19 protein-coding genes and 2 pseudogenes are annotated in these 25,526 nt (G+C 66.9%); 12 read left to right on the top strand and 9 right to left on the bottom strand.

All coding sequences use genetic code 11. From position 1 onward, the window contains the following. Positions 1-4: 4 nt before the first annotated feature. Complete coding sequence (locus AWC07_RS15835; protein WP_036409637.1) at positions 5-1,552, top strand: leucyl aminopeptidase; 1,548 nt, start codon at positions 5-7, stop codon at positions 1,550-1,552. Between the two features lie 73 nt (positions 1,553-1,625). On the opposite strand, the gene AWC07_RS15830 is transcribed toward AWC07_RS15835, so the two are convergent. Continuing rightward, a complete protein-coding gene (locus AWC07_RS15830) occupies positions 1,626-3,410 on the bottom strand; it encodes an SDR family oxidoreductase (protein WP_036409635.1) in 1,785 nt (594 codons plus the stop codon). 228 nt (positions 3,411-3,638) lie between these two features. On the opposite strand from AWC07_RS15830, the gene sucB reads away from it, so the two are divergent. The 6 genes from sucB to AWC07_RS15800 all read left to right on the top strand — a co-directional run bounded on the left by sucB (position 3,639) and on the right by AWC07_RS15800 (position 10,474). Then, complete coding sequence (sucB, locus tag AWC07_RS15825) at positions 3,639-5,423, top strand: 2-oxoglutarate dehydrogenase, E2 component, dihydrolipoamide succinyltransferase (protein WP_036409633.1); 1,785 nt, start codon at positions 3,639-3,641, stop codon at positions 5,421-5,423. A 39-nt stretch (positions 5,424-5,462) separates the two neighbouring features. Continuing rightward, positions 5,463-6,374, top strand: a complete 912-nt coding sequence (locus AWC07_RS15820; protein WP_036409628.1) for a TIGR01777 family oxidoreductase — start codon at positions 5,463-5,465, stop codon at positions 6,372-6,374. Positions 6,375-6,485: 111 nt separating this feature from the next. Continuing rightward, positions 6,486-7,238 carry a flavodoxin family protein gene (locus AWC07_RS15815; protein WP_085105141.1) on the top strand — a complete coding sequence of 251 codons (753 nt, stop codon included), beginning with the start codon at positions 6,486-6,488 and terminating at the stop codon, positions 7,236-7,238. Positions 7,239-7,271: 33 nt separating this feature from the next. Continuing rightward, positions 7,272-8,108, top strand: coding sequence for a hypothetical protein (locus AWC07_RS15810; RefSeq protein ID WP_244187605.1), 837 nt, complete (start codon positions 7,272-7,274; stop codon positions 8,106-8,108). Positions 8,109-8,144: 36 nt separating this feature from the next. Further along, on the top strand, positions 8,145-8,804 hold the full coding sequence (locus tag AWC07_RS15805; RefSeq protein WP_036410304.1) for an RraA family protein: 660 nt from the start codon (positions 8,145-8,147) through the stop codon (positions 8,802-8,804). Beyond that, the gene (locus AWC07_RS15800) at positions 8,804-10,474 is read left to right on the top strand and encodes an acetolactate synthase large subunit (protein WP_036410298.1); all 1,671 of its coding nucleotides are present in this window, start codon (positions 8,804-8,806) and stop codon (positions 10,472-10,474) included. The genes AWC07_RS15805 and AWC07_RS15800 overlap by 1 nt, the downstream gene beginning before the upstream one ends. Before the next feature lie 21 nt (positions 10,475-10,495). On the opposite strand, the gene AWC07_RS15795 is transcribed toward AWC07_RS15800, so the two are convergent. Then, a complete protein-coding gene (locus AWC07_RS15795; protein ID WP_036410296.1) occupies positions 10,496-11,584 on the bottom strand; it encodes an LLM class flavin-dependent oxidoreductase in 1,089 nt (362 codons plus the stop codon). A gap of 187 nt (positions 11,585-11,771) precedes the next feature. Here AWC07_RS15795 and AWC07_RS29840 point away from each other — a divergent pair. Then, positions 11,772-12,621, top strand: a pseudogene (locus tag AWC07_RS29840) (IS982 family transposase). A 78-nt stretch (positions 12,622-12,699) separates the two neighbouring features. Here AWC07_RS29840 and AWC07_RS15785 read toward each other — a convergent pair. Beyond that, complete coding sequence (locus tag AWC07_RS15785; RefSeq protein ID WP_036410294.1) at positions 12,700-13,080, bottom strand: DUF1622 domain-containing protein; 381 nt, start codon at positions 13,078-13,080, stop codon at positions 12,700-12,702. Between the two features lie 117 nt (positions 13,081-13,197). Between AWC07_RS15785 and lipB the strand changes: the two are divergent. The 3 genes and pseudogenes from lipB (at position 13,198) to AWC07_RS15770 (ending at position 15,607) form a co-directional block, all read left to right on the top strand. Continuing rightward, positions 13,198-13,882: pseudogene (gene lipB, locus AWC07_RS15780) on the top strand (lipoyl(octanoyl) transferase LipB). Positions 13,883-13,892: 10 nt separating this feature from the next. After that, positions 13,893-14,828, top strand: coding sequence for a lipoyl synthase (gene lipA / locus AWC07_RS15775; RefSeq protein WP_036410291.1), 936 nt, complete (start codon positions 13,893-13,895; stop codon positions 14,826-14,828). Positions 14,829-14,854: 26 nt separating this feature from the next. Beyond that, positions 14,855-15,607 carry a DUF4191 domain-containing protein gene (locus AWC07_RS15770; RefSeq protein WP_036410289.1) on the top strand — a complete coding sequence of 251 codons (753 nt, stop codon included), beginning with the start codon at positions 14,855-14,857 and terminating at the stop codon, positions 15,605-15,607. An 82-nt stretch (positions 15,608-15,689) separates the two neighbouring features. Here the strand turns inward: AWC07_RS15770 and AWC07_RS15765 are convergent, their stop codons facing one another. Continuing rightward, positions 15,690-16,109: an RDD family protein gene (locus tag AWC07_RS15765; RefSeq protein ID WP_036410287.1), complete on the bottom strand. Its 420-nt coding sequence runs from the start codon at positions 16,107-16,109 to the stop codon at positions 15,690-15,692. A 240-nt stretch (positions 16,110-16,349) separates the two neighbouring features. Between AWC07_RS15765 and glnA (AWC07_RS15760) the strand changes: the two genes are divergently transcribed. Beyond that, positions 16,350-17,786 carry a type I glutamate--ammonia ligase gene (gene glnA, locus AWC07_RS15760; RefSeq protein ID WP_075512445.1) on the top strand — a complete coding sequence of 479 codons (1,437 nt, stop codon included), beginning with the start codon at positions 16,350-16,352 and terminating at the stop codon, positions 17,784-17,786. 168 nt (positions 17,787-17,954) lie between these two features. Here glnA (AWC07_RS15760) and AWC07_RS15755 read toward each other — a convergent pair whose 3' ends face one another. From AWC07_RS15755 to AWC07_RS15735, 5 genes are all read right to left on the bottom strand, one after another. Beyond that, positions 17,955-18,815, bottom strand: coding sequence for a TIGR03619 family F420-dependent LLM class oxidoreductase (locus tag AWC07_RS15755; RefSeq protein ID WP_036419005.1), 861 nt, complete (start codon positions 18,813-18,815; stop codon positions 17,955-17,957). Then, on the bottom strand, positions 18,812-19,447 hold the full coding sequence (locus tag AWC07_RS15750; protein ID WP_036419010.1) for a PaaI family thioesterase: 636 nt from the start codon (positions 19,445-19,447) through the stop codon (positions 18,812-18,814). Before AWC07_RS15750 ends, AWC07_RS15755 begins: the two co-directional genes overlap by 4 nt. A 16-nt stretch (positions 19,448-19,463) precedes the next feature. After that, positions 19,464-22,493 (bottom strand): bifunctional [glutamine synthetase] adenylyltransferase/[glutamine synthetase]-adenylyl-L-tyrosine phosphorylase, encoded by a 3,030-nt coding sequence (locus tag AWC07_RS15745; RefSeq protein ID WP_051508247.1) that lies wholly within the window; start codon positions 22,491-22,493, stop codon positions 19,464-19,466. A 28-nt stretch (positions 22,494-22,521) separates the two neighbouring features. Continuing rightward, the gene (gene glnA / locus AWC07_RS15740; protein WP_036418998.1) at positions 22,522-23,862 is read right to left on the bottom strand and encodes a type I glutamate--ammonia ligase; all 1,341 of its coding nucleotides are present in this window, start codon (positions 23,860-23,862) and stop codon (positions 22,522-22,524) included. A 71-nt stretch (positions 23,863-23,933) separates the two neighbouring features. Continuing rightward, on the bottom strand, positions 23,934-25,493 hold the full coding sequence (locus AWC07_RS15735) for an alpha/beta hydrolase (RefSeq protein ID WP_139829725.1): 1,560 nt from the start codon (positions 25,491-25,493) through the stop codon (positions 23,934-23,936). Between the last annotated feature and the right edge of the window lie 33 nt (positions 25,494-25,526).

The raw sequence follows: 25,526 nt of genomic DNA, 5'->3' as shown, positions 1-25,526 counted from the left end.
GCGCGTGACCACCGAACCGGGTTACCACAGCCCCGCCGTCAACGTTGCCACGTCACTGCCGAAGCGCGGTGCGGGTTCGGCAGTACTGATCGTGCCGATCGTCTCGGCCGGTGACGACGAGACGCCGGGTGCGCTCGTCGCCGCCGCCGAGCCGTTCCTGAGCACCGACGCGGTCGCCGAGATCGAGGCCGGACTGCGTGCGCTGCAGGCGACCGGGGCCAGTGAACAGGTGCACCGGCTGGTCGTGCCGTCGCTGCCGGTGGGCAGCGTGTTGACGGTCGGCCTGGGCAAGCCGCGCTCGGAGTGGCCGTCGGACACGATTCGCCGCGCCGCCGGGGTGGCCGCGCGATCAGTGGGCATCGCGCAGGCGGTGATCACCACGCTGGCCGAGTTGCCCGGCGAAGGTGTCTGCTCGGCCACCGTCGAAGGGCTGATCCTGGGCAGTTATCGGTTCACCGCTTTCCGCAGCGCCAAGACCGCACCGAAAGACGAAGGGCTGCGCAGGATCACGGTGCTGAGCGCGGCCAAGGACGCCAAGAAGGACAGCGCGCACGCCGCGGCCGTGGCGACCGCCGTCACCACCGCGCGCGATTTGGTGAACACGCCGCCGAGTCACCTGTATCCTGCCGAGTTGGCCAGGCGGGCAAAGGTTTTGGGTGAGGCAGCCGGACTCGAGGTCGAGGTGCTCGACGAGAAGGCGCTGCAGAAGGCAGGTTACGGCGGTGTGATCGGTGTCGGTCAGGGCTCGTCGCGGCCGCCGCGAATGGTGCGGCTGGTCCATCGGGGGTCGCGGCTGGCTCGCAATCCCAAGCGGGTCAAGAAGGTCGCGTTGGTCGGTAAGGGAATCACCTTCGACACCGGCGGGATCTCGATCAAGCCGGCCGCGTCGATGCACCACATGACCTCGGACATGGGCGGGGCGGCCGCGGTGATCGCCACCGTCACGCTGGCCGCGCGGCTGCGGCTGCCGATCGACGTGATCGCCACGGTGCCGATCGCCGAGAACATGCCCTCGGCGACGGCGCAGCGCCCCGGCGACGTGCTGACCCAATACGGCGGAACGACGGTGGAAGTGCTCAACACCGACGCCGAGGGCCGGCTCATCCTGGCTGACGCGATCGTCCGGGCTTGTGAGGACAACCCGGACTATCTGATCGAGACGTCGACACTGACCGGTGCGCAGACGGTGGCACTGGGCTCCCGCATCCCCGGCGTGATGGGCAGCGACGAGTTCCGCGACCGCGTCGCCGCGATCTCGCAGCGGGTCGGCGAAAACGGCTGGCCCATGCCGCTGCCGGAGGAGCTCAAAGAAGACCTGAAATCCACGGTGGCCGACCTGGCCAACGTCAGTGGTCAGCGTTTCGCGGGCATGCTGGTGGCCGGGGTGTTCCTGCGGGAATTCGTCGCCGACTCGGTGGACTGGGCGCACATCGACGTGGCCGGCCCCGCCTATAACACCGGCAGCGCATGGGGCTACACGCCCAAGGGGGCCACCGGTGTGCCGACCCGGACCATGGTCGCGGTGCTCGAGGACATCTGCGAAAACGGCTAGATTGCCGCCGGCCGGCTACCTGGTCAGCAGCGAGATCACCGCCCGGCGACCGCTGGTACCGGCGTCGGAGACGTCAGATAACCCGCATGCGCGCGGTACTGCGCAGCGCCTGGGGCAGCACCCGGGAAAGGCTGTACAGCGCGTAGGCCTCGGGCGCTACCGGGCGGATGGGCTTGTTTTTCTTGACCGCCGACACGATCGCGTGGGCAACCTTGTCGGGCCCGTAGTGGCGCCGCGCAAACATCTTGTCCAGCTGGCCGCGCCGGCCTTCGATCTGGTCTTCGCCCTTTCCGACCGGCGTGTCGAAGCGGGTGGCCGCAATGATGTTGGTGTCGATGACGCCGGGACAGACGGTGGTCAGACCGATGCCGGCGGCGTCGAGTTCGGCCCGCAGACAGTCGGAGAACATGTACGTCGCCGCCTTGGAGGTGCAGTAAGCGCTCAGCGATTGCAGCGGCGCGTAGGCGGCCATCGACGACACGTTGACGATGTGTCCCCCGGTGCCGCGCTCGACCAGCCGCCGGGCAAAGGAGCGGCACCCGTTGACCACGCCGCCGAGATTGACAGCCAGCACCCGGTCGAACTGCTCGGGCGGGGTGTCCAGGAATCGGCCCGCCTGGCCGATGCCGGCGTTGTTGACGACGATGTCGGGGACGCCGTGTTGGGTACTGACCTGCTCGGCGAACACCTCAACCGCTTCGGCGTCGGACACGTCGAGCACGTACGGATGGGCGACGCCACCGCGTGCCGCGATCTCCGCGGCCGTATCTTTGACGGTGGCCTCGTCGATGTCACTGATCACCACCTCGGCGCCCTCGCGGGCGAACGCGAGTGCGGTTTCGCGGCCGATTCCGCTGCCCGCCCCGGTGACGGCAACCAGCATGTCACCGAAGTGCTTGCGCGGCCGGCCGATCTGTGCCCGCAGCAGCGCGCGGCTGGGCGGGTTGCCTTCGACGAGGTCGGCGATGTCGTGCACCGCGGCCGCCATCACCTGCGGGTGCGACATCGGGGAAAAGTGGCCGGCTTTGATGTCGCGTCGCCACAGTCGCGGCACCCAGCGCGCGGTCTCGTCGTAGCCGTAGGGCCGCACGTACGGGTCCTGGGTGTTGACAATGAGCTGCACCGGGACGCCGATGACGGTGATGCCGCGACTGCGCCGCTGCCGAGAGAAGGACCGAAAGTAGTTGGCGGGATAGGTCTTCACCGAGCGAGCGGCATCGCTGGGCAGGTTGTCGGAGTGGTGGATCTGGTCGGCCGGGATGTTGTCGACCATGTTGCGGCGAACCGTCGCGAGCGAAAGCGCCATCCGCAGCAACAGTGGCGCCAACACCGGCACCGAGAACAGCGCCATGTAGCTCAACCGCAGCGCCTGGGCCAGCGACCGGAGAAACCGTCGCGGCCGCCACGGCCGGCGCAGCCCGCCCCATACGTAGTTGACCAACTGTTCCTGACTCGGGCCGGACACCGAGGTGAACGAGGCGACTCGGTCACCGGCGCCGGGGCGGGTCAGGTACTCCCAGACGCCCACCGAGCCCCAGTCGTGGCCCATGACGTGGACCGGCCGGCCCGGGCTCAGCTCGTCGATGACGGCGGCGAAGTCGTCGGCGAAGCAAGCCATGGTGTAGGCCGAGACGGGTTTCGGCGCCGACGACAGGCCGACCCCGCGGTTGTCGTAGCGGATCACCCGGAAACGCTGCGCCAGCCGCGGAACCACGCCGTCCCACAACACGTGCGAGTCGGGGAAGCCGTGCACCAGCACCACCGCCGGGCCGTCGGGGTTGCCTTCTTCGTAGACCGCGATACGAACGCCGCCCGCGCTGTCGACGAACCGCTGGGGTGCCTGTTGTGCTGCCGGCATCGGACCTCCACCTCACCTGCGACTTGCTTCGCCTACCAGTGGCCACACCGTAGCAAGGGTGCCGGACAGGTCCCGCCTCGAAGCGCCGCGCCCTGAATGCGTGCCGGCCGGGCGGCAGTGACAGGATAGGTTTCGACATCTACTTGGGTTCCGCACCCGGTGCACGACTGTGTGGTAAGCCAGAGGTCGGTTCGCGCCGACCGACGACCGAACGAGGAGTCAACAGAGATGGCCTTCTCAGTCCAGATGCCGGCACTCGGTGAGAGCGTCACCGAGGGAACCGTCACCCGTTGGCTCAAGCAGGAAGGCGACACGGTCGAGATCGACGAGCCCCTCGTCGAGGTGTCGACCGACAAGGTCGACACCGAAATCCCTTCGCCGGCCGCGGGCGTGCTGACCAGGATCATCGCCCAGGAGGACGACACGGTCGAGGTCGGCGGCGAATTGGCCATCATCGGCGATGCGTCGGAAACCGGCGGCGACCAGAAGCCCTCCCAACCAGAACCCGAAGCCGCGGGTCCCGATAAAGGCGCGCCGGCCCCCCAGGCCCAACCCGAACCGGAGCCCGCGCCGCAACCCCAGGCGGCATCCGAACCGAAATCCGAACCGGCGGAGCCGTCGGCTTCCGGCGGCGACACCACACCGGTGCTGATGCCCGAACTCGGCGAATCGGTCACCGAGGGCACCGTGACTCGCTGGCTGAAGAAGGTCGGGGATTCGGTCGGAGTCGACGACCCGCTGGTGGAGGTCTCCACCGACAAGGTCGACACCGAGATCCCGTCACCGGTGGCCGGCGTCCTGGTCAGCATCACCGCCGACGAGGACGACGTCGTGGCCGTCGGCGGTGAGTTGGCGCGGATCGGCACCGGCTCCCAGGCCGGCGCGCCGACCGCTCCCAAGCCGGCACCCGCACCCGAGGCGGAGGCGGCACCCAAGCCGGAAGCCAAGCCCGAACCCAAACCCGAGCCCGCCGCCAAGCCGGCTCCCGAACCCAAGCCCGAACCCGCCACCGCGCCCGCGCCGAAGGCCGAAGCACCACCATCTCAGCCCGCGGCCCAAGGCGCAGCCGAAGGCACCCCGTACGTCACGCCGCTGGTGCGAAAGCTGGCCTCACAGCACAACATCGACCTCGCCGAGGTGACCGGCACCGGCGTCGGCGGCCGGATCCGCAAGCAGGACGTACTGGCCGCGGCAGAACAGAAGAAACCAGCCGGGCAGCCGCCGGCTGCAGCCCCTGCGCCGGCTGCCACAGCCGCCGCCCCGTCCGCCCCGGCCCCCGCATTGGCGCATCTGCGGGGCACCACGCAGAAGGCCAGCCGGATCCGCCAGCTCACCGCCAACAAGACCCGCGAGTCCTTGCAGGCAACTGCGCAGCTCACCCAGACCCACGAAGTCGACATGACAAAGATCGTGGCGCTGCGGGCTAGGGCCAAGGCGGCGTTCGCCGAACGGGAGGGGGTGAATCTGACCTTCCTGCCGTTCTTCGCCCGAGCGGTCATCGACGCCCTCAAGATCCATCCCAACATCAACGCCAGCTACAACGAGCAGACAAAGGAGATCACCTACTACGACGCCGAGCACATCGGGTTCGCCGTCGACACCGAGCAGGGCTTGCTCTCCCCCGTCATCCACAACGCCGGCGACTTGTCACTGGCTGGGCTGGCCCGCGCGATTGCCGACATCGCCACCCGCGCGCGGTCGGGCAACTTGAAGCCCGACGAGTTGTCCGGCGGCACATTCACCATCACCAACATCGGCAGCCAGGGCGCCTTGTTCGACACCCCGATATTGGTGCCGCCGCAGGCAGCCATGTTGGGTACCGGAGCGATCGTCAAACGGCCCAGGGTGATCGTCGACTCCTTCGGCAACGAATCGATCGGCGTGCGCTCCGTGTGCTATCTGCCGCTGACCTACGACCATCGCCTCATCGACGGCGCGGATGCGGGACGTTTCCTCAGCACCATCAAGCACCGCCTCGAAGAGGGAGCGTTCGAAGCAGACCTGGGTCTTTGATGGGCTGTCACGAAAGGCCGAGAAAGGCTAGATGAAACAGTGCCCGAGACGGTTGTTGCGATAGCGGGTTCGTCCGGCCTGATCGGCTCGGCTTTGGCCGCCGCGCTTCGCGCCGCCGACCATACGGTGCTTCGCATCGTGCGCCGGACACCGGCGAGTTCCGAAGAGTTGCACTGGAATCCCGACAGCGGCGAGTTCGATCCCGATGTACTCACCGGCGTCGACGCCGTGGTCAACCTGTGCGGCGTCAACATCGGCCGGCGCCGCTGGTCTGGGGCCTTCAAACAGAGCCTGCGCGACAGCCGGATCACGCCCACCGAGGTGCTGTCCGCCGCCGTCGCCGACGCCGGTGTCGGCACCCTGGTCAACGCCAGCGCGGTGGGTTACTACGGAGACACCCGGGACCGCGTCGTCGACGAAAATGACTCATCCGGAATGGGTTTCCTGGCCCAGCTGTGTGTGGATTGGGAAGCCGCCACGCTGCCGGCCCAGTACGCCGGCACCCGTGTGGTGCTGGCCCGCACCGGGCTGGTGCTGGCTCCGGCCGGGGGCGCGCTGCGCCCGATGCGGCCGGCATTCTCGGTGGGCCTGGGGGCGCGGCTGGGCAGCGGCCGTCAGTACATGTCGTGGATCAGCCTCGAGGACGAGGTGCGGGCGCTGCAGTTCGCCATCTCCAACCCCGACTTGTCCGGGCCGGTGAACATGACCGGGCCGGCGCCGGTGACCAACGCCGAGTTCACCACCGCGCTCGGCCGGGCGCTGAACCGCCCGACCCCGTTGATGCTGCCCGGGTTCGCACTACGCGCCGCGCTCGGCGAGTTCGCCGACGAAGTCCTGCTCAGCGGTCAGCGCGCCATCCCGGCTGCGCTGGAACAAACCGGTTTTCAGTTCCACCACAACACCATTGGCGAAGCGCTGCGCTACGCCACCGCGCGGCGCGACCACGCTTAGCAGTCAGCTGCATTTTGTCCGGCGTATCCACTTCCGATACGCGCCCATTCGTGTAATCTTCGCTTGCGGTCTCATCCAAATTCCACCAGCGGCTAACAAATGGAGAAGCGCGTGGCGACGTCGGTATTCCACGACCTGAAAAAGGAAGGGCCGCTTTACGCGCTCTTTCTGAACTGCACCTTGAAAAATGCGCCGGAAGTATCGAATACCGAGGCGCTGTGCAATCTGCTGATCGAGCGTCTACGGGCTCACGAACCCGACATCGAAACCGAGATCGTCCGGGTCGTCGACTACAACGTCAAGCCCGGGGTGATGAACGATGAGGGCGACGGGGATGAGTGGCCGGCGATCCTGGAAAAGGTCAAGCGCTGCAACATCATCGTGCCCGCAATGCCGATCTGGATGGGAGTGCGGTCGTCGGTGATGCAGCGGGTGATCGAACGGCTCGACGGCACCACCAAGACGGTGATGTGCGAACGGACCGGACAGTTCCCGCTCTACGGGTCGGTGGCGGGCATCGTGGTCACCGGCAACGAGGACGGCAGCCATGACTGTGTGGCCAACACCTTCGCCAACCTCTTGCACTTCGGCGCGACGGTCCCACCCAATACCGACGTGTACTGGGTCGGTGACGCCGGACCCGGGGCCAGCTACATCGAAGCCGGCGGCGAGTTGTCCCCGTACGTGCGCCGCAACGCCGAGCTGACCGCGCTCAACCTGCTCTTTGCGGCAAAGCTGTTGCGGGAGAACCCCTACACCGTCAACATCGCCGAACGCAACGCAAAGATGATGGCACGCAACAAAGTCAAGGAAGCGGCCATGAAACTCGCGATCAAGCATATGCGCGAGAACATGCCAGACTGAACCGGCAGCGGATTCAGCCTGAAAGCCAGCGTCATGCGGTCGTCCGGAGATCCGGTTCCCAGTATCAGCCAGGCCGCGGCCACCGGGGAAATCGCGGACCTCTATGCCGACATACGGCAAACGCTCGGAATGACTTTCGTCAACTTGATCTGGCATAATCTCGCCCCCATCCCCGATGCGTTGCGCTGGACCTGGGAGACGATGAAACCCCGCTACGCCAACGGCGCGGTGTACCGGGAAGCCGACGCGCTGCGTCAGGGACAAGAGTTGCCGCCGGTACCGCAACTCAGCGTTGCCGCGCTGCGCTCGGTCGGACTCGGAGCCGATAACCAAAATGGCATCCGCACAACACTTTCCGGGCATGACACCGGCAATCCACTCAACCTGGTGGGGTTCTGCGCCGTCCGGGCCCGGCTGCACGGCCTGACGCCGCCAGCGTGCCCGTGGATTCAGCAGCCACCCCACCGGCCACCGCCGGCCGCATGTGCGCTGTTGATGAACCTGGACGAGATGCCGCCGCACGTCGCCGAAATGGTGCGCATCGTGAATCTGATCGGAGCCCGCAGCCGGGCGCGAGACCTGCAGGTCAGCCTGCCCCGAAACCTTGCTCATTGGCCGGGCATGTTGGTGCTCTACTACACCGACCCTGCAACCGCTGCACGACAACGGCTCGCTGCTGGCCGCGATCGATGCGGTGATCGCCGACGGCAGACGTCGCGAGCATGCAGTCAGCGGCGCGCTGGGGAACACCGGCCTGCCGGACGCCGAAACCGCCACGCCCATCAGGGTTTCACTGGAAAGCCTGGTGCCGAACGCGATGGCACGGATGATCCCGATGGTGAGCCTGTTACTTCGCTTGCTGCCTCGTGAGACCGACAATGAGCGCTAACAGAAGGGATTGTGGTCATGCAACTCAAGGAACTGGTCGCTGGTCTCGGCGTCGCCGACGTCGTCGACGCGATGATGATGACGCATCAACACCGTGCGCACATCATCGAACTGCGCAGCCCCGATCCCGATCGCGTCCTTGTCGGCCCGGCGGTGACCATCTCCTTTCTGCCGGTGCGCAAGGACCTGATGGACCCGCAGAAGCACAGCCTCGGACCGGCCATCTACCGCGCCGCCGCCGCGCATGAGGCCAAGGGTGCCGTCCTGGTGATGGCGTCGAACGGATACCAGCAGACCTCGCTCGGCGGCGGCACTAAGCTCAGCCGCGTTGAAAACCTGGGCATGGCAGGCATTCTCGCCGACGGCATGCTGCGCGACTTCGAGGAACTGCGCACCTACAACTTCGCGACGTACTGCCGCGGCGAAACGGTGCGCGCCGGCGGCAATGAGATTCAGCCCTATCTGGCCGATGTTCCGGTGGCGGTCGGAGGAGTCACGGTGGTGCCCGGCGATGTGGTCTTCGCCAAGGGGTCGACGGCCGTAGTCATCCCCGGCGCCGAGGCCGAAGCGATCCTGACCAAGGCGCGCCAGGTGATGCAGAAGATGGACCAGATGAAAGCGGGCCTGAAATCCGAAGATCCGCAGGCGGTGCTCAGCCACGGCAGCGGTGAGCTCTGATGCCGTCGAATACCAGCGAGCAGATCGTCGAGGCACTCGCGGCCGAAGGCGTCGAGTACGTGTTCGGTATTCCCGGCGATGAGAACCTGCATTTCATGGAGGCGCTGCACAAGGATGGGCGGATCAAGTTCGTCCTGTTCCGCCACGAACAGGCCGCGGGTTTCGCGGCCGCGGCCTACGGCCGCCTGACCGGCAGGCTCGCCGTTGCCATGTCGACGCTGGGCGCCGGGGCGATGAACCTGACCACCCCGGTCGCCCACGCCTATCTGGCGGCCATGCCGATGCTGGTCATCACCGGCCAAAAGGCGGAGCGGGACAACCGCATGGGGCAATACCAGCTTGTCGACGTGGTCAACGTGATGCGTCCCATCACCAAGTTCGCAGCCAAGATCCCATCCGGGCACATGGCCGGCTCCCTGCTGCGGCAGGCGATGATGTCGGCGTTGGGCGGGCGTCAGGGGCCCGCGCACCTGGAACTGCCCGACGATGTGGCCCGGGAGACCGAGCTGGGCCCACTGGTCCCGTGCCGGCACGGCGACATTCCGGTGGCCACCGAGGACAGCATCGCGGCCGCGGCCGCGCTGATCCAGGACGCGAGCCGGCCGCTGATCATGGTGGGCGGCGGCACCCGCGCCAACCGGCCCGCCGTGGCGGCGGCGGTACGGGAACTGATTGCCAAGACCCAGATCCCGTTCGTGGCAACGATGATGGGCAAGGGCGTCGCCAACGAGGACGACCCGAACTACCTGGGTTGTTCGATCATGCCCGGCGACTATCCGAACTGCGCCATCCAGTCCGCCGACGTAGTGCTCAACATCGGTCATGACGTGATGGAGAAGCCGACCATGTTCATGGCACCCGATGACGGGCGCACCGTTATCCACCTCAACCCCTTTGCCGCCCAAGGCGACAACTCGTATTTCCCGCAAACACAGGTGGTCGGCGACATGGCCGATGCGCTGCGGCGGCTGACCGCGCAGCTCGACCGGAATCCGGAGTGGGATCACGACGGCTTCCGCAGTCTCGGAAAAGCCATGCAGGACAGCATCAACCGCTCCGCCGGCGACACCTCGTTCCCCGCCAAACAGGGATACCTGATCGCCACCCTGCGCGAGTTCATGGCCGATGAGGACATCCTCTCGCTCGACAACGGCATCCACATGCTGTGGGCCACGCGGAACTTCAACGCCCGCCAACCCAACACTATGCTGATCGATCACGCGCTGGGATCGATGGGGATCAGCCTGCCGGCCGCGATTGCCGCCAAACTCGTTCATCCCGAGCGCAAGGTGGTGGTGCTCACCGGCGACGGCGGTTTCGCCATGAACGGCCAGGATCTGGAAACGGCCGTCCGCCTCGGGCTCGATCTGATTGTCGTGGTGTTCAACGACAGCAGCCTGGCCATGATCGCGATGAAACAGATGGTCGACGGTTACCAGAGGTTCGGCGTGGATTTCGCCAACCCGGATTTCGTCACGTACGCCCGCAGCTACGGAGCCACCGGCCATCGGCTCGACGACCCCGCCAAGTTCCGCGCGATACTCGACGAGGCCGTAGCGGCCGGCGGAGTGCACATCATCGACGCGCCGGTCGACCCACACCAGAACTTGGCGCTGGTGATGGAGATGCGCTCGGTCGACTGCCATAAGGTGCTGTCCGGCGGGCAGTAGCCGCGGCGCCGGGCCGGGTGGCTACAGCTCACGAAGAGCGGCCACCAAGGTCAGCAATTGTCCGGAGTTGGCGTTGATCTCTTCGATCCCGCCGACGGTCCCGGTGGCATTGCCCACGATGACATGTTCCAGGCCGTTGTCCACGTAGCCACTGATCCTGCCGGCGATCTCGGCGGCATTCCCGACGAACATGAACTCCTCGACGAGCTCGAACGGGATGGTCGGCGCAATCTCACGAAGCAGTTCCGGATCGAGGTCGTGATAGATCAGGTCCACCAGGCCGCGGCATCGGTCACCGGCCGGATGGCTCAGTCCATGCTTGCTCCACAGCTCAGCGGAGCACATCAATGCACCGAGTTTGCCCAGGGGATCGCGTTCCATGAGTTCGGCGACATGGTCGCGGGATTCACCGACGATCACCGCGACGTGCAACGCACACTCCGGCATCGCACGTCCGGCCCGAGCGGCGTATTTGGCGACGACGTCGCGTCTGTCGCCATAGCTCGACGGGCTCATCGGCCACGCCGGAACCCATCCGTCGCCGTACTCGCCGGTCAGCCGCAACATGCGTGGACCATGCCCGGCCACCCACACCTTCGGTGGACCCAGGCCGTCGCGCCGCAACGGCAGACCGATCCGGCCGCATGACCCGGCCGCCGTCATGCCGTAATCGAGCAACGCTCGTAGCTCTTTCAAAAACGCTTCCAGTTCTGTCACCGGGGCCGAGAAGTCGTAGCCGAACGGAACCAGGTTCTCGGCCTCTCCGGCACCCACGCCTAAGCTGAATCCATTGCGGCACAACTGATGTAAGGTCAGCGTTGTGCGTGCGACATCGGCTGCCCGGCGGCGGATCGGGTCGGTGACACACACCCCCATCGACAGATTCGATTCCCGGCCGATCACCGCGATACAGGCGAACGGGTCATACCAGGCGTCGGCATCAGGCGACAGCGACGCCAGCGCCATGTCGGGCCACAGGGCAGGATGCGCGCAACCGAGCAAATGGTCGGGAATCCACGCGGAGTCGGCGTTGGCGTCCTCGGCGAGGCCGATCATCGCCCGGTACGACTCGAACGGGTGCATCGGCGCTACCAGCAATCCGACCTTCATCGCTTCATAATCACGCGAAGGAATGCGTGGTCGTGCGGTAACGGAGGTTTTTGTGCCGTTGGACCGCCTAGCTGGATGAGTAATTCCCAACTGCTCATCGAGTGTGCACCGGCTGCGCCGAGCGTGCACTGGCGGCGGCGACACGCCGGGCGGTGCCGCCGTGGTTGCACTCTCGGCGTGCCGGCTTGTGAAGACAGACCTCGATGCCCTCCTGAGCGACCTGCATGTGACGATCGATGACCACGTGGTGCACCCCGACCGGCGCGCGCGACGGCCGAAGCAATCGACCGACGCCGAGCTGGTGGTGCTTGGCGGTGGCCCAGGCGTTGCTCGGCGCCCGCAGCGAACACCATGGGCTGCAAATGTGTTACGGCCGACTCGGGCACCTACTTCCCTACCTGCCGAAACAGCCCAGCTACCACAAGCGGGTCAAGGCGGCGACACCGCTGATGGCAAGGCCACGCTGAACCTGGCCTAGCTAGCCACCCAATGCCCGTCCTGGGCCGACGACCTACGCCTGATCGACGGCACCCCAGTGCCGTGTGCGATGCGCCGCGGGAAACCGCGAAACGCTTCGAACTGGCCGGTTTCGCCAACTACGGGAACTGCGCCGCGCACTGCCGCTGATTCTAGGGGTGAAGCTGTATCTGATCACCACCGCCGAAGCGATGCCCGTCGCGTGGTGTCTGGCCGACCCCAAAAACAGCGAACGAGAAGTCGCCGCAAAGCCTTTCGCGCACACCCGAGACCTCGACGCGCTGCGCGAGAAGATGATTGCGCTGACCGACAAGGGCCTACCCAGCACCAAGTTGCAACGCCACTGCGCCGACCAGCTGAGCGTGCCGCTGGTGCACCCCGACCGCAAAGACGAAAAACAACGCCGCTACAGCAACCTCGCCGGCATGCGCCCACAGACCCAAGCCGTCTACGACACCTACAAGCATCAGCACAATCTCGAACGACATAGCGGGCCCACACTGCACGGCGGCCACCTCCGCGTCGCCCAACACCGGCTCGCACTTGCCGCTGCGATCTGACACAACGGGACGATCAACAACCCAGTCAAGAGGCCACTGATCGCCCACGACCACTAACCAAGGCTGGGAACTACTCAACTAGGCTTTTGCAGCGAGTTCGCCCGGCGTCGCGGAGTCCGTCGTGCTTTTCTGCTGCCAGGGCCACCGTCCGGTCATCTCCACAGTGAGCGAGAAGCTCAAGAAGGTCCGAATCGCAACGATGCCGGCCAGGGCGGCGACACTTTGTGCGTTGGGTTTCAGGGCAATCGTCTTGATGATGTCACCGGCCACCAGAAGCTCCAAGCCGACCAGGATGGAGCGCCCCAGCTGTACGCGAAACTCTCGGTATGCCTGGGCGGCGTTGCGCGGCGCTCGGCACAGGAACAGCACGATGGCGCCCACAGCGCCGATGATGATCACCGCGACGCCCAGGCCGTCGATCGCCATGCCCACGCGGACAACGGTTTCGATGAAGCTCATTGCAGGCACACTATCTCGGCACAGCGCTTTTTCCCGGCATCAAAACGGCGGTTCCGCGCGCGTCGCCTCAGCGCGACCACGAACCCCGCTGTGGCGGTCACGAGTAGCCTCGTCATCGTGGCTGGTTCCATTCGGTCGAGCAGGGCCGACATCGAAGTACGCCAGCTGGCCATCGTCGGCTACCACGACGCCTGGCAGCTGCAGCGAGACCTTGCTGCTGCCCGGGTCGCAGGCGGACCGGACACGCTGCTGCTGCTGGAACACCCGGCCGTCTACACCGCCGGACGGCGCACCGAACCGCGCGAACGGCCGGTGGACGGCACCCCCGTTGTCGACACCGACCGCGGCGGCAAGATCACCTGGCACGGCCCCGGACAGCTGGTCGGCTACCCGATCATCGGGCTGGCCGAACCGCTCGATGTGGTCAATTACGTTCGGCGACTTGAGGAATCGCTGATCAAGGTGTGCGCCGACCTGGGTCTTGAGGCCGGCCGGGTCGACGGCCGGTCGGGGGCGTGGCTGGCGGCCGACGCCGGGCGCCCGGCGCGAAAGGTCGCCGCCATCGGAGTACGGGTTTCGCGTGCGACGACCCTGCACGGGTTCGCGCTCAACTGTGACTGCGATTTAGGGGCGTTCACCGCCATCGTGCCGTGCGGCATCACCGACGCCGGCGTGACGTCGCTGTCCGCCGAGCTCGGACGCCCGGTAACCGTTGACGATGTCCGATCGGCCGTCGCCGAGGCCGTGTGCGACGCTCTGGACGGTGTCCTGCCCGTCCGTGAACATCCCGTCGCACGCGTAGCATCAGCGATGTGACTGTCGCACCCGAGGGCCGGCGCCTACTGCGCCTGGAGGTGCGCAACGCGCAAACCCCGATCGAGCGCAAACCGCCGTGGATCCGCATCCGGGCCCGCATGGGCCCGGAATACACCGAACTGAAAAGCCTGGTCCGGCGCGAGGGCCTGCACACCGTCTGCGAGGAGGCCGGCTGCCCGAACATATTCGAATGCTGGGAGGACCGGGAAGCGACTTTCCTGATCGGCGGCGACCAGTGCACCCGCCGCTGCGACTTCTGCCAGATCGACACCGGTAAGCCCGCCACCCTGGATCGTGACGAGCCGCGACGGGTCGCCGAGAGCGTGCACACCATGGGATTGCGCTACGCCACCGTCACCGGAGTGGCCCGCGACGACCTGCCCGACGGCGGCGCCTGGCTGTATGCGCAAACCGTGCGGGCCATCAAGGAGCTCAATCCGCACACCGGCGTCGAACTGTTGATCCCCGACTTCAACGGCGAACCCGGCCGGCTTGCGGAGGTGTTCGCGTCCCGCCCGGAGGTGTTGGCGCACAACGTCGAAACGGTGCCCCGCATCTTCAAACGGATCCGGCCCGCGTTCACCTATCGGCGCAGTCTGGATGTGCTCACCGCGGCCCGCGACGCCGGCCTGGTCACCAAGAGCAACCTCATCCTCGGTCTGGGTGAAACCCCCGACGAGGTGCGTACCGCCCTGGCCGATCTGCATGGCGCCGGCTGCGACATCGTCACCATCACCCAATATCTGCGACCGTCGGCGCGCCACCACCCGGTCGAGCGGTGGGTCAGGCCCGAGGAATTCGTCGAGTACGCGCACTACGCCGAGGGGCTGGGCTTCGCCGGGGTACTGGCCGGGCCGTTGGTGCGTTCGTCCTACCGGGCGGGCCGGCTCTACCGGCAGGCCCGCAGCTCGGCAGCCTCGGACTCCGGTTAGCCGCCGCGTACGTATTCTTGAGGACTATGGCAAAACCCCGAAACGCCGCGCAGAACAAGGCCGCCAAAGCCGCGGCAGGTGCTGCCCGCAAGGCCGCCGCCCGGCAGCGCCGCGCTCAGCTGTGGCAGGCGTTCAACATTCAGCGCAAAGAGGACAAGCGCCTGCTGCCGTACATGATCGGCGCGTTCGTGCTGATCGTCGGTGTGTCGGTGGGGGTCGGGGTGTGGGCCGGCGGCTTGACCATGATCACGCTGATCATCTTCGGCGTGCTGCTGGGCGCTCTGGTGGCGTTCATCATCTTCGGCCGCCGCGCCCAGCGCAACATCTACCGGCAAGCCGAAGGTCAAACCGGCGCCGCGGCGTGGGTGCTGGACAACCTGCGAGGCAAGTGGCGGGTCACCCCGGGCGTAGCCACCACCGGGCACTTCGACGCCGTGCATCGGGTGATCGGCCGGCCGGGTGTCATCCTGGTCGGCGAAGGATCGGCGGGCCGGGTCAAACCATTGCTGGCCCAAGAGAAGAAACGCACCGCTCGCCTGGTCGGCGACGTGCCGATCTACGACATCGTCATCGGCAACGGCGACGGCGAGGTGCCGCTGGCCAAGTTGGAACGCCACCTCACCAAACTTCCGGCCAACATCACCGTCAAGCAGATGGACACCCTGGAATCGCGTCTGGCCGCGCTGAGTTCGCGCGCCGGTGCCGGCGCCCTGCCGAAGGGACCGTTACCCAACGCCGGCAAGATGCGCGGCGTCCAGCGCACCGTGCGTCGCAAATAACCGCAAACAGCTGGGCGCTCTCAGCGTCGCGACGATGCCTGCGGCGCGCAGCCGCACGAGAAACAACCGCGCACATCAAGTGTCAGCGCCGCACCACCGCGGTGCCGGTCAGCCGGTCGTGTAACCCGCGCCCGTCAGAGTCGGTGAACAGCGGTGGGATCACCAGCGCGATCAACAGGCCCCGCGCCACCAACCGGCCGACCCCCACGGGCAGCCGGCCATCCACCGTTACTACCACCAGGCCCAGCAGCAATTGGCCCGGGGTGAACCCGAAGAGGCGCACCGCAATGACGCCCAGCAGCAGCCAGATGACCAGCACCATCGACGACAGCATGGTCTGGGACCAGGCGCCGACGCCCAGGCCCAGCAGTGCCAGTCCGTAAGCCACCAGCCAGTCGATGCACAGCGCGGCCAGGCGGCGCCCCATCGGCGCCAGCGAACCCGGACCCGTCCGCGGAAAACCGAGCGTCTTGCCGGGATATCCGGTAGATTCCGCCGTCATCGGCCCGGTCCGATCGGCTGGCTCCGCATCCCGCTGGGCCGCCCGCAGGACGGCCCGGACAACCCTATCGGCTGACCGGTTACGATCTTGCGGGCCATGGCCCCACAATAGGACCCGGCCACCAACCGCGGGCTGTTGGCGGGCGTATGGTCACGTAACGTCTGCGCAACACGGGGTTGACTGGCGGGCAACAACACCTCCATACCGTCGGCCGCGAATCACCTAGTAAAGGAGCACTCTGTGACGGATAAGACGCCCGACGACGTCTTCAAACTTGTCAAGGACGAGAAGGTCGAATACGTCGACGTCCGGTTCTGCGACCTCCCCGGAGTAATGCAGCATTTCACGATTCCGGCTTCGGCATTCGACGAGAGCCTGTTCGAGAACGGCGTGGCCTTTGACGGCTCGTCGATTCGCGGCTTCCAGGCCATCCACGAGTCCGACATGCTCCTGCTGCCCGATCCGGACACCGCGCGCATCGACCCATTCCGCGAGGCCAAGACGCTCAACCTCAACTTCTTCGTGCACGACCCGTTCACCCTTGAGCCGTACTCGCGCGACCCGCGCAACATCGCCCGCAAGGCCGAGAGCTACCTGGCCAGCACCGGCATCGCCGACACCGCATACTTCGGCGCCGAGGCCGAGTTCTACATCTTCGACTCCGTCAGCTTCGACTCCCGCGTCAACGGCGCGTTCTACGAGGTGGACGCGATCTCGGGCTGGTGGAACACGGGCAACGCGACCGAGGCTGACGGCAGCCCCAACCGCGGCTACAAGGTCCGCCCCAAGGGCGGGTACTTCCCCGTGGCCCCCAACGACCAGTACGTCGACCTGCGCGACAAGATGCTGACCAACCTGATCAACGCCGACTTCATCCTGGAGAAGGGCCACCACGAGGTGGGCAGCGGCGGGCAGGCTGAGATCAACTATCAGTTCAACTCGCTGCTGCACGCCGCCGACGACATGCAGCTGTACAAGTACATCATCAAGAACACCGCATGGCAGGCCGGCAAGACCGTGACGTTCATGCCCAAGCCACTGTTCGGCGACAACGGCTCGGGTATGCACACCCACCAGTCGCTGTGGAAGGACGGCAGCCCGCTGATGTACGACGAGACCGGGTATGCCGGTCTGTCGGACACGGCCCGCCACTACATCGGCGGCCTTCTGCACCATGCGCCGTCGCTGCTGGCCTTCACCAACCCGACGGTCAACTCTTACAAGCGGCTGGTTCCCGGCTATGAGGCGCCGATCAACCTGGTCTACAGCCAACGCAACCGGTCGGCGTGCGTGCGAATCCCGATCACCGGCAGCAACCCGAAGGCCAAGCGGCTGGAGTTCCGGAGCCCCGACTCCTCGGGCAACCCATATCTGGCGTTCTCGGCCATGCTGATGGCGGGCCTGGACGGCATCAAGAACAAGATCGAACCGCAGGCGCCGGTCGACAAGGACCTCTACGAGCTGCCACCGGAAGAGGCTGCGAGTATCCCGCAGACCCCGACCCAACTGTCCGACGTGATCGATCGCCTGGAGGAAGACCACGAATACCTCACCGAAGGCGGCGTGTTCACGCCCGACCTGATCGAAACGTGGATCAGCTTCAAGCGGGAGAACGAGATCGAGCCGGTCAACATTCGCCCGCACCCGTACGAGTTTGCGCTCTACTTCGATGTTTAGCGACGTTTAACTCAGGGGTACAGCAGCCCGCTTGGCGATTACCTCATCGATCGCCAAGCGGGCTGTCTGTATTCGCGCCGCACGCCGAAACATAAGCCACTGCGCACGTTTTCGGCGTGTCATCGCAGCTGGTCAAGTGTCGCGGCAAGGCGGGATGGCAGCGCTGTCTTAGCCGTCCAGCGCCAGATCTTTGCGGAAACGCCGCATGGCGTCCACCTTTTCGGCCAGACCGGCACCCGGCCCGGTATAAAACATCCACGGCATGGTGAGGATCCCGGTGATCCCCGCCTCCTCGGCCCGCCGATAATCGGCGGCGGTGAACGCATCGGTGAGTGGCGTCAGAATGGTGAAATCCTCAACGGGCAGGCCGTTTTCGACGCGCAACTCGCGTAGCCGGCCAGCTGCTTCGATCGCGCGGTCGGTCTTGATCAAGTCCCCGATCCAGCCGTCGTAGCGAGCGGCGCGGCGCAACGCGATGTCGCTGAGCCCGCCGACATAGACCGGTATCGGCGGGGGCGTCGGCTGCATCTCCAGCCGCGGAGTTCGGTAGAACCGGCCGTCGAATTCCGTCCAGCCCGGCTTCCACAGTTCCCGCATCAACGCGAGCATCTCGTCGGTGCGCTGTCCGCGGACCGCGAACTGCTCCCCCATCAGGGTGAACTCCTCTTCGCACCAGCCGACCCCCACGCCCAGCTCCACCCGGCCGGAAGCCAAAAAGGCTGCGGTGCCAACGGCTTTGGCCGCCGAGTAGGGATTTCGCATGGCCGGAATGTAGACCGTGGTGACGAACTTCAGCCGTCGCGTGACCGGCGCGAGCGCGCCGACGAGGACCCACGGATCGGGCCAGTCGGTGAACGGTGGCCAGCGTCGTTGCCCGTCCTTGGTGTAGGGATACGGGGTGGTCAGGGTTTCCAGGTTGACGACGTGGTCCGGGATACCGATGCCGTCGTAGCCCAGATCGTCGGCGGCCTTGGCAATCTCGATGATCTCCGCGGTTTTCAGGAAGGCGGTGCTGATGTAGAACTTCATTCGGCTTCTCGTGCCCATGCCGGTTTGATGAAGATTCCCTCGGCCTCCACGGTGACGCCGGCATCGTCGGAAATAAAGCCGCGCGCAAAGGCTTTCACTCCTTCGGTGCGGTCTATCCAGGCTTCGGAACGCAGCGGTCCCAGCGGCGTGCCGCGCAGGTACTTCACCGTGATGGTGCCGGTGAACAGCGGCTGGGTCAGCCCCTGGCTAGCCGCCTCGCCGAGCAGGTGGTCCAGCACCAGGGCGCACACGCCCCCGTGCGCCAAACCGGGCGGCCCCTCGTAGGCCGCACCCAGCACGAACTCGCTCCAGCACCGCCCGTCCCGGGCATCCGGGTCGTGGTGAACAACCAGCGGCGGGGAGATCGGGTTGCACTGGCCCACAGCGGCGTTGCCCAATGGGACGGGCCGCCCGTCGACCCGGTAGCTGATACCCGACGGGCGGATCCGCTGACTGCGCAACGACCGCGTCACCGCTTCGACCGCGGTGCGCGCCCGCGCGATGACGTCGTCGTCGGCCTGGGTCCGGACGGTGGCGTCGATGAGGTCCCGAACGGCCTCGGCCAACGGCGCATACGTCGCGGTGACGCGATCGTGCTCCGCATCACTCAACACCTCGAACGCGGCGTCCAACTCCACCCTCCCCTGCTCAACTCCCGAAGACCTTGCGCACCACCGCTTTTGCGCGCCGCGTCACCCGCAGATAGTTGTCCAGGAACTCGCCACCGTCGTCGTTGTGCCAGCCGGCGGCCACCGCGACCGCGTTGAGCTGACGTCCCGGCCCGGGTAACTGGTCGGTGGGCTTTCCGCGAACCAGCACCAACGAGTTGCGGGCCCGGGTAGCGGTCAGCCAGGCCTGCCGCAGCAGGTGCACCTCGTCTTCGGGGACCAGCCCGGCCGCGGCGATCGCGTCCAGGGATTCCAGCGTCGACGTGTTGTGCAGGGCCGGCACCTCGTGAGCATGCCGCAGCTGCAGCAGCTGCACCGTCCACTCGATGTCGGTGAGTCCGCCGCGGCCCAGCTTGGTGTGGGTGTTGGGGTCGGCCCCGCGGGGCAAGCGCTCGGACTCGATGCGCGCCTTGATCCGGCGGATCTGGCGCACCGCCTCGGCCGACACGCCGTCGGGCGGATAGCGGGTCTTGTCGGCCATCAGCAGGAACCGCCGGCCCAACTCCGCGTCGCCGGCCACCGAGTGGGCGCGCAAGAGCGCCTGGATTTCCCACGGCTGCGCCCACTGCGTGTAGTAGGCCTCATACGAGGCCAGGGTGCGCACCAGCGGGCCGCTGCGGCCCTCGGGGCGCAGGTTGGCATCGACCTCCAGCGGCGGGTCGACGCTGGGTGTCCCCAACTGCGTCCGCACCTGCTCGGCGACCGATGTCGACCACTTGACGGCTTGCGCGTCACTGAAACCGCTTGCCGGCTCGCACACGAACATCACGTCGGCATCCGACCCGTAGCCCAGTTCCGAGCCGCCCAATCTGCCCATGCCGATGACGGCTATGGCCGCCGGGGCATGGCCGCTCTCGGGCAGGCTGGCCCGGATGGTCGCCTCCAGCGCGGACTGCAAGACCGCCACCCACACCGCGGTGAGCGCCTGACACACCTCGGTGACCTCGAGCATCCCCAGCAGATCGGCCGAACCGATGCGGGCCAGCTCCCGGCGGCGCAGGCCGCGTGCGGCGGCGATAGCACGCCCCGGGTCGGAGTGGCGCCCGGCAGAGGCGACCAGGGCCCGGGCAACCGCGGCGGGTTCGGTCTCGAGCAGCTTGGGCCCGGTGGGGCTGTCGGTGTAGTTCTTAATCACCTCGGGCGCTCGCATCAACAGATCCGGAACGTAGGCCGACGTCCCCAGCACGTGCATCAGCCGCTTGCCCACGGTCGGCTTGTCGCGCAGCGTGGCCAGGTACCAACTCTGTGTGGCCAGCGCCTCGCTGAGCCGCCGGTAGGCCAACAGCCCGCGGTCGGGGTCCGGGGCATACGACAGCCAATCCAGCAGCCTGGGCAACAGCACCGACTGCACGCGACCGCGGCGACCGTTCTGGTTGACCAACGCCGACATGTGCTTCAACGCGGTCTGCGGGCCCTCGTAACCCAATGCCGCCAGCTGCCGCTCGGCGGCTTCGGACGTCATTCCGCGACCCGCGATCTCCAGCCCGGCCGGGCCGATCGATTCCAGCAGCGGCTGATAGAAGAGCTTGGCGTGCAACCGCGACACCCGCACGTTCTGGTGCTTGAGCTCCTCGCGCAACACCCCTGCGGCATCGTGTCGTCCGTCGGGCCGGATGTGCGCCGCACGCGCCAGCCAGCGCACCGCCTCGTCGTCGTCGGCCGGGGGCAGCAGGTGAGTACGCTTGAGCCGCTGCAGCTGCAGTCGATGCTCCAGTAGCCGCAGGAACTCGTAGGAGGCGATCATGTTGGCCGCGTCCTCACGCCCGATGTAGCCGCCGTCGCCCAACGCCGACAACGCGTCCACGGTGGAGGCGACGTGCAGTGACTCGTCGCTGCGACCGTGCACGAGCTGCAGCAGCTGCGCGGCGAACTCCACGTCCCGCAGTCCGCCGCTGCCCAGCTTGAGCTCGCGGCCGCGGATGTCGCCCGGCACCAGATGCTCAACCCGGCGGCGCATGGCCTGCACCTCGACCACGAAATCCGCACGCTCGCAGGCGGTCCACACCATCGGCAGCAGCGCGTCCAGATAGCGCTTGCCGAGTTCGGCGTCGCCGACCGCCGCGCGGGCCTTCAACAGCGCCTGGAACTCCCAGGTCTTGGCCCAGCGCTGGTAATAGGCGATGTGCGATTCGACCGTGCGAACCAGCTCCCCGCTGCGGCCTTCCGGCCGCAGCCCGGCGTCCACCTGAAAGAACGCCGACGACGCGACCCGCATCATCTCGCCGGCGACGCGGGTGGTGACCGGGTCGGCTCGCTCACCGACGAAAATGACGTCGACGTCGCTGACGTAATTCAGTTCGCGCGCACCGCATTTGCCCATCGCGATGACCGCCAGCCGCGGCGGAGGGGCCGCACCGCACACCGTTTTCTCGGCCACCCGAAGCGCCGACGCCAGCGCCGCGTCGGCGGTGTCGGCCAAGTGGGCAGCCACCACGGTGAACGGCAACACCGGCTCGTCTTCGACGGTCGCGGCCAGGTCCAGCGCGGCCAGCACCAGCAGGTGGTCCCGGTACAGGGCGCGCAACCGGTGTACCGCCGAGCCCGGCGCAGCCGAGGATTCCTCGACACACGCGAGGAACGATTGCTGCATCTGGTCGCATGATGGCAGCGCGACCTTGCCCCTCAGCAGCTTCCAGGACTGCGGGTGCGCAACCATGTGGTCGCCCAGCGCCAGCGAGGAACCCAGCACCGCGAACAGCCGTCCGCGCAGACTGCGTTCGGTAAGGAGAGCCGTATTCAGCTCTTCCCATCCGGTGTCGAGGTTTTCGGCCAACCGCACCAGCGCTCGCAGTGCGGCGTCGGCGTCCGGTGCGCGCGACAACGACCACAGCAGGTCGACGTGGGCCTGGTCGTCTTCGTCGGTCCAACCCAGCTTGGCCAGCTGGGCGCCGGCGTTGGGGCCGACCAATCCGAGACGGCCGACGCTGGGCAGCTTGGGTCGCTGCGTCGCAGGCTTCGTCACGACCTCGACCGTAGCGCAAGCCGGCCGCCGATCCGACCGGCTGGGCACTCAACCGGGTATCGAAGAGGTCTGCGGGTTACAGCGACAGGTAGGTGCGCAGTTCGTAAGGCGTGACATGGCTGCGGTAGGTGGCCCATTCGCGGCGCTTGTTGCGCAGGAAGAAGTCAAAAACGTGCTCCCCCAAGGCCTCCGCGACCAGTTCGGAGGCCTCCATGGCGCGCAGCGCGCTGTCCAGACTGGACGGCAACTCCCGGTAGCCCATGGTGCGGCGTTCCTCGGGCGTGAGGTCCCAGACGTTGTCCTCGGCCTGCGGGCCCAGCACGTAGCCCTTTTCCACCCCGCGCAGTCCGGCGGCCAGCAGCACCGCGAACGTCAGGTAGGGGTTACAGGCCGAGTCGGGGCTGCGCACCTCGACGCGCCGCGAGGACGTCTTGTGCGGGGTGTACATGGGCACCCGCACCAGCGCCGAGCGGTTGGCCGCGCCCCAGGAGGCGGCGGTCGGCGCCTCACCGCCCTGCACGAGCCGCTTGTAGGAGTTGACCCATTGGTTGGTCACCGCGCTGATCTCGGAGGCGTGCTCGAGGATTCCGGCGATGAACGACTTGCCGACGTCCGACAACTGCAGCGGATCGTCGGGGCTGTGGAAGGCGTTGACGTCGCCCTCGAACAGGCTCATGTGGGTATGCATCGCCGAGCCCGGGTGCTGCCCGAACGGTTTGGGCATGAACGTCGCACGCACTCCCTCTTCCAGCGCGACTTCTTTGATGACGTAGCGGAAGGTCATCACGTTGTCGGCCATCGACAACGCGTCGGCGAAGCGCAGGTCGATCTCCTGCTGGCCGGGCGCGCCCTCGTGGTGACTGAACTCCACCGAGATGCCCATGAACTCCAGCGCCTCGATCGCGTGCCGGCGAAACTTGGAGGCCGATTCGTGCACCGCCTGGTCGAAGTAACCGGCGTTGTCGATCGGAACCGGCTCCGACCCGTCTTCGGGACCGGGTTTGAGCAGGAAGAACTCGATTTCGGGGTGCACGTAGCAGGAAAAGCCGAGTTCGTTGGCCTTGGTCAGCTGCCGGCGCAGCACATGCCGGGGATCAGCCCACGACGGTGAGCCGTCCGGCATCGTGATGTCGCAGAAGATCCGCGCCGAGTGGTGGTGGCCGGAGCCCGTCGTCCACGGCAGCACCTGGAACGTCGACGGATCCGGGTTGGCCACGGTGTCGGATTCCGATACCCGGGCGAAGCCCTCGATCGAGGACCCGTCGAAGCCGATGCCCTCCTCGAAGGCGCCTTCGAGTTCGGCAGGGGCGATGGCGACCGACTTGAGGAAGCCGAGCACGTCGGTGAACCAGAGCCGAACGAAGCGGATGTCGCGTTCTTCGAGCGTGCGCAGGACGAATTCCTTTTGCCGATCCATAACGGGAACACTATGCAAGCTCTGTTAATACCGTGTTACCAATGCCCGGCCAGACACGTTGCCAAGCCGGCTCAGGACCCGCAGCGAAGATTCGCCGGCGGCAACGTCAGTTCGAGGAAATAGCGCACCACCGCGGTGTCCACGCAGTCGTTGCCGTCGAACACCGCCGTGTGCTGTGTCCCGTCGTAGGTGATCAGCGCAGCGCCCAGCTGGCGGGCCAGGTCTACCCCGGCCTGATACGGGGTGGCCGGATCGTGGGTGGTGGAGACCACCACGACCTTGCCCGGACTGGCGGGTGCGGCGGCGTGTGGTGTTGAGGTCGCCGGCACCGGCCACAGCGCACACAGGTCGCGCGGCGCGAAGCCGGTGAACTGCCCGTAGCTGAGAAACGGCGCGGCCTGGCGAAACTGCTGATCGGCCGACACCCAGGACGCGGCATCCGTCGGCGCCGGCGCGTCGACACAGCGAATCGCGTTGAACGCGTCCTGGTCGTTGTCGTAATGGCCCTCGCGGTCGCGGCCGTAGTAGTCGTCGGCAAGCGCCAGCAGGTCGTCGGCGGCGGTGCCGCGCTGCAACCCCAACAGGCCACTGGTCAGGTACTTCCAATGTTGCGGGGTGTAGAGCGCGTTGATGGTGCCCGTGGTGGCGTCGGCGTAGCTCAGGCCGCGCGGATCCGAGGTCTTGCCCGGGTTGGCTGCCAGCGGGTCGACCAGCGCGTGGTAGCGGGTGACCCACTGCGTCGGGTCGGTGCCCAGCGGGCAGGCCGTCGAGCGCGCGCAGTCCGCGGCGTAGTCGTTGAAAGCGGTCTGAAATCCGGCCAGCTGCTTGACGTTTTCCTCGATGGGGCCGATGGTCGGGTCGATCGCGCCGTCGAGCACCATCGCCCGGACGTGGGCGCCGAACCGCTCGACGTAGGCAGTGCCCAACTCGGTGCCGTAGCTGTAGCCGAGGTAATTGATCTGGTCGTCACCAAGAGCCTGGCGGATCAGGTCCATGTCACGCGCCGCCGACGCGGTCCCGACGTTGGCCAGGAACCCGGGGCCCATCCGGTCGGCACAGTGCTGCGCCAGCTCTCGGTACACCTGCTCGATGTGAGCCACACCGGCCTGGCTGTAATCGACCATCGGGTCGCGCCGGTAAGCGTCGAACTCGGCGTCGGTACGGCACCGCAGGGCCGGTGTCGAGTGGCCGACCCCTCTGGGGTCGAAGCCCACCAAGTCGAAGTGACGGGCGATGTCGGTGTCCTTCAGTTCGGGCGCCATCCCGGCGACCATGTCGACCGCGGACGCCCCGGGCCCGCCAGGGTTGAGCAGCAACGACCCGATCCGCTGCCCGGTCGCGGGAACCCGGATCATCGCCAGCGTGGCTTGTGCTGCACCGGGATGGTCGTAGTCGACCGGAACCGACACCGTCGTACAGCGGGCTGTCGGAATGTCTCTGGTGTCGGAGACGAAGGCGGAACACGAGCCCCAGTTCTGCTCCTGCGCCGCGGCCGCGGGCGTTATCGGGCTTTGGGTCTGACCGGTGTCGGCCTCGGGAGTCGCGCGGGCCGACGGCAGTTGACCGCCGAGCACGAGCCCGAATGACAGCAGCGCCGAGCTGAACGGCCTCAGACGCGACATGGCCAGCATCGTCTCACCCACGGATACCTGTCGCAGCGCGAA

The sequence above is a fragment of the Mycobacterium gastri genome (genome assembly GCF_002102175.1).
GTDB lineage: Bacteria > Actinomycetota > Actinomycetes > Mycobacteriales > Mycobacteriaceae > Mycobacterium > Mycobacterium gastri.
The sequence above is the reverse complement of the archived record's forward strand: the minus strand, read 5'-3'. Positions and strand labels throughout refer to the sequence as shown.